We start from the raw sequence: 4,298 nt of genomic DNA on the forward strand, positions 1-4,298 counted from the left end.
CAGACTGCCCGTGGACGCCGTAGAGGACCTCGTCGGCGACCGGTACGCGGACGTGGTCGCCGTCCACTGTTGCGTTGCGGTGTGTCTCAGTGCGACCGGCGGCGCAGCAGCGACGCGGCCACCAGGGCCAGCGCCGCGAAGCCCGCACCCGCCAGGAAGCCGCCTTGCATGCCACCTCGGGCGGAGACCGTCACCAGGGTGGCCAGGCCGATCGAACCACCCACCGACTGAAGACAGTTGAGCACGCTGGACGCCGCCCCCGCCTCGCCGTCGCGCAGCTTCGACGTGGCGATCAGCGTCGGCGGCAGCACACACGCGGCCATGCCGGCGCCCAGCAGGACCAGAGCCGGCAGCACACCGGTCGCGTACGGGGCCGAGGAGTCCAGGGTCGCGAGCCACAGGTTCCCGAGGACGAGCAGCGTCGCACCGGCCGCCATCAGGCGCTTCGGGCCGAAGCGCCGCTCCAGGCCGACCGCGGCCAGGGCCGTCGTCGCCATGGTCACCGGCAGCGGCAGCAGCGCGCACGCGGTCGCGAGGGCGGACCAGCCGTGCTCGCCCTGCAGAAACTGGTTGAGGAAGAAGTACGTGCCGATGAGCGCGCCGGGGATCGCCAGCGTCGCCAGATAGGCAGGCAGCCGCTCGCGGTCCGTGAACAGCCGAGGCAGCACGATCGGCTGCTCCGCCCGCCGCTCGATCACCGCGAACACGCCGAACAGTGCCACCGCCGCCGCGAGACAGCCCACCACCGCCGGATCGCCCCACGGCCGCTCCGCGGCCTGCCCGAGCCCGTACACCAGCGCCCCGGCGCCCAGCGCGGACACCAGCGCACCGGCCAGGTCGAAGCGGCCCGGGTTCGGCGCCGTCTCGCGCAGCACGAACGGGCCGAGGAGCAGGATCGCCAGGCCCAGCGGAACGTCCAGGTACAGCACCCACCGCCACGAGCCGAGTGAGGTCAGCGCGCCCGCGAGGAGCAGCCCGCCGGCCGTGGAGACGGCGCCGGTCGCCGTGCACACGGCGATCGCCCGCTTGCGGGCCGGGCCCGGCGCGAACATGGACAGGACCAGCGCGAGGCCGCTCGGCGCCGCGAGCGCCGCACCGGCTCCCTGGGCCACCCGGACCGCGACGAGGAACTCGCCGGAGGTCGCCGCCCCGCGCAGCAGGGCGGCCGCGGTGAACAGGCCGACGCCCGCGAGGAACACCTTGCGGCGGCCCAGGATGTCCCCGGCCCGGCCCCCGAGCAGCAGCAGACCGCCGAACGTGAGCAGGTAGGCGGTGACGATCCAGGACGTGGCGACGGGGGAGAGGCCCAGTTCGGCGCGGAGTCCGGGCAGGGCGATGTTCACGATCGGGTCGTCGAGCTGGATCATCGCGTTGCATCCGGCGATCACGGCGAGCGCGAGACCCGGGCGGGCCGGGCGGCGGGTGCCGGGAGGTGCCGGTGCGGCCCCGGCCGGCGGGGGCGCCGGCGCTTCGGTGGTCTGCGCGGACATGGGGCCTCCTCGGCTCCGGGGACGGGGTCTGTTCCGGCACCGTCCCAGGGGCGACTCAGCCTCGGCTCAAGCCCCGCTCGAAGCGGGCCGCAGAGCCTGTCCATCGGGGGAGGGGGAAACAACGGGGGCCGACCAGTGCAGGAGGACCGCCCATGGCACACCTCGAACACCGGGGACCGGCTGTGCCGCCGGTGCCGTTGACACCACTCACACTCTCCTATACGCTGTATAGCGATCCTGTTGTCGTCGATCGGAGTAGGACGTTGCTCGTCTGAGGTCCTGAGGCACCGCCGCGTCATGCCACCCGCGCCTTCCCGCGCCGGTGCGCCGACGCATCGTGTGCGACCTCGGCGCTGCGAGCCGTCCCCCGTACGACCTTCTGCCGCGCGGTCCCGACCGGACCGCCGGACCGGGACCCTCCACACGTCGTCGCACCCGCGGTGTCTCGAACGCGTTGCACCCCCACCGTTCGCACCGAGCAACCGCGAGGCCCCATGACCACCACTCACCCCGACTTCTCCGCGCCCTCGATCGCCGTCGCGGGCCTGCACTACGGCTGGCCGGACGGCACCCCCGTGTTCGACGGGCTCCAGGTCGCCTTCGCCCCCGGACGCACCGGCCTCATCGGCCTCAACGGGTCAGGAAAGTCCACCCTGCTCAAGCTCATCGCCGGTGAACTGACCCCGGCCAGTGGCACCGTGCGCGTGTCCGGCGAGATCGGCTACCTGCCGCAGAACGTCACCCTCGACACCTCCCTGCGTGTCGACGACGCCCTCGGCATCGCCGCCACCCGCCGCGCCCTGCACGCCATCGAGGCCGGCGACCCGAGCGAGGAGCACTTCACCGCGGTCGGCGACGACTGGGACGTCGAGGAGCGCGCCACCGCGACCCTCTCCCAGCTCGGCCTCGGCCACATCGGACTGGACCGCACCGTCGGCGAGGTCTCCGGCGGCGAATCGGTGCTGCTGCGGCTCGCCGCACTGCTCCTGCGCCGCCCCGACGTCCTCCTCCTCGACGAACCCACCAACAACCTCGACCTGCACGCCCGCCGCCGCCTCTACACCGCCGTCGAAGGCTGGTCCAAGGTGATGGTCGTCGTCAGTCACGACCGTGAACTCCTCGACCGCGTCGACCAGATCGCCGATCTGCGCGGCGGCGAGGTCACCTGGTACGGCGGCAACTTCTCCGCCTACGAGGAGGCCCTCGCCGCCGAACAGGAGGCGGCCGAACGCATGGTGCGCGTCGCCGAGTCCGACCTGAAGAAGCAGAAGCGCGAACTGGCCGACGCCCACGTGAAACTGGCCCGCCGCAAGCGGTACGGCCAGAAGATGTGGGACACCAAGCGCGAGCCCAAGGTCGTCATGGGCGAACGCAAACGGCAGGCCCAGGTCGCCGCCGGCAAGCACCGCATCATGCACGAGGAGAAACTCGCCGAGGCCAAGGAACGCCTCGACGAAGCCGTGGAAGCGGTCCGCGACGACGACGAGATCCACATCGACCTGCCCAGCACCGCGGTCCCCCAGGGCCGCACCGTGCTCACCCTGCGCGACCTCGAACTGGCCTACGGGGCGCGCGTGGACGGCGAGTTCGAGCTGCGCGGACCCGAGCGGATCGCGCTGGTCGGACGCAACGGCGCGGGCAAGACGACCCTGCTGCGCACCATCACCGGGGAACTGGCCCCGGTGGCGGGCGAGGCCACCGCCCACGTGCCGCTGCGTTTCTTGCCACAGCGGCTCGACGTGCTCGACGAGGAGGCGAGCGTCGCCGACAACGTGGCCCGGTTCGCCCCGCACGCCACCAACAACCGGATCCGCTCACGCCTCGCCCGGTTCCTCTTCCGCGGCGCCAAGGCCGACCAGCAGGCCGGGACGCTCTCCGGAGGCGAACGCTTCCGGGCCGCCCTCGCCGCGCTCATGCTCGCCGAGCCCGCCCCGCAGCTCCTCATGCTGGACGAGCCGACGAACAACCTCGACATGGCCAGCATCCGCCAGCTCACCACCGCCCTGGCGTCCTACGAGGGCGCCCTGGTCGTGGCCAGCCACGACCTGACCTTCCTGGACTCCATCGGCATCACCCGCTGGATCCTCCTGGACGGCGAGCTGCGCGAGACCGACCCCGAGGAGGTGCGGGCGATCCGGTGAGCCCGCGAGCGGGGCCCACCGGACCGGCGGCGGGTCACGGCGTCATACGGACGACCTGGCCCGTCTCCAGCGCCACGTGCACCGCTCCGTCCGGTGCCACGGCCACTCCGTGCGGTTCGGCGCCCGGGCCGGGCAGTTCGTACTCCTCGACGCGCCCGTCGGGCGTGACGGAGCCGACCCGGCCGGTCGCCCACTCGGTGAACCAGCACAGACCCCGGCCGGGATCGGCGGTCACGGCGTGCGGCCGGCAGGCGCGGTCCGGGAGCGGGAACTCCCGGACCGTGCCGTCGGTCGCCATCCGCCCCACCTGCCCCGCGCCGATCTCCACGAACCACAGCGCCCCGTCCGCCCCGGCCGTGATCCCGACCGGTGCCGCCTGCGCGGTCGGCAGGGCGTGGACCGTGACGTCCCCGCCGAGCCCGATCCGGCCGATCGCGTCCGCCCGGTTGAGCGTGAACCACAGGGCGTCGTCGGGGCCGGCCGTGATGAATGAGGGGAACGCGCCCGACAACGGCAGCTCGAACCAGCCCACCTCACCGTCCACCGTGATCCGGCCGATCCGGTCGGTGTTAATCTCGGTGAACCACAAGGCGCCGTCCGCGCCCGCCGCGATCCCGAACGGCCCGCTGTCCGGCGACCCGCTCGCGTAGGCAGTGGACCGGCCGTC

The 4,298-nt window shown here is 73.1% G+C and carries 3 protein-coding genes and 1 pseudogene; 2 read left to right on the forward strand and 2 right to left on the reverse strand.

Features of this window, described 5'->3' with window-relative positions; all coding sequences use genetic code 11:
- Positions 1 to 4 precede the first annotated feature (4 nt).
- Positions 5 to 64: pseudogene (locus ACFW9D_RS09885) on the forward strand (hypothetical protein); the annotation flags it as partial.
- 22 nt (positions 65 to 86) lie between these two features.
- On the opposite strand, the gene ACFW9D_RS09890 reads toward ACFW9D_RS09885, so the two are convergent.
- A complete protein-coding gene (locus ACFW9D_RS09890; protein ID WP_384619842.1) occupies positions 87 to 1,490 on the reverse strand; it encodes an MFS transporter in 1,404 nt (467 codons plus the stop codon).
- 494 nt (positions 1,491 to 1,984) lie between these two features.
- Here ACFW9D_RS09890 and ACFW9D_RS09895 point away from each other — a divergent pair, with 494 nt between their 5' ends.
- The gene (locus tag ACFW9D_RS09895; protein ID WP_188341917.1) at positions 1,985 to 3,631 is read left to right on the forward strand and encodes an ABC-F family ATP-binding cassette domain-containing protein; all 1,647 of its coding nucleotides are present in this window, start codon (positions 1,985 to 1,987) and stop codon (positions 3,629 to 3,631) included.
- 34 nt (positions 3,632 to 3,665) lie between these two features.
- Here the strand turns inward: ACFW9D_RS09895 and ACFW9D_RS09900 are convergent.
- A partial coding sequence (locus ACFW9D_RS09900) for a virginiamycin B lyase (RefSeq protein WP_384619844.1) occupies positions 3,666 to 4,298 on the reverse strand: 633 nt, incomplete at its 5' end.

Origin of the sequence: Streptomyces sp. NPDC059524, assembly GCF_042749255.1 — a bacterium.
GTDB classification, from domain to species: Bacteria; Actinomycetota; Actinomycetes; order Streptomycetales; family Streptomycetaceae; genus Streptomyces; species Streptomyces xanthii.

Bases quoted from the DNA above. Each gene is read 5' to 3' on its own strand.
- ACFW9D_RS09890 (WP_384619842.1), bottom strand. From the start codon at position 1,490: ATGTCCGCGCAGACCACCGAAGCGCCGGCGCCCCCGCCGGCCGGGGCC.
- ACFW9D_RS09895 (WP_188341917.1), top strand. From the start codon at position 1,985: ATGACCACCACTCACCCCGACTTCTCCGCGCCCTCGATCGCCGTCGCG.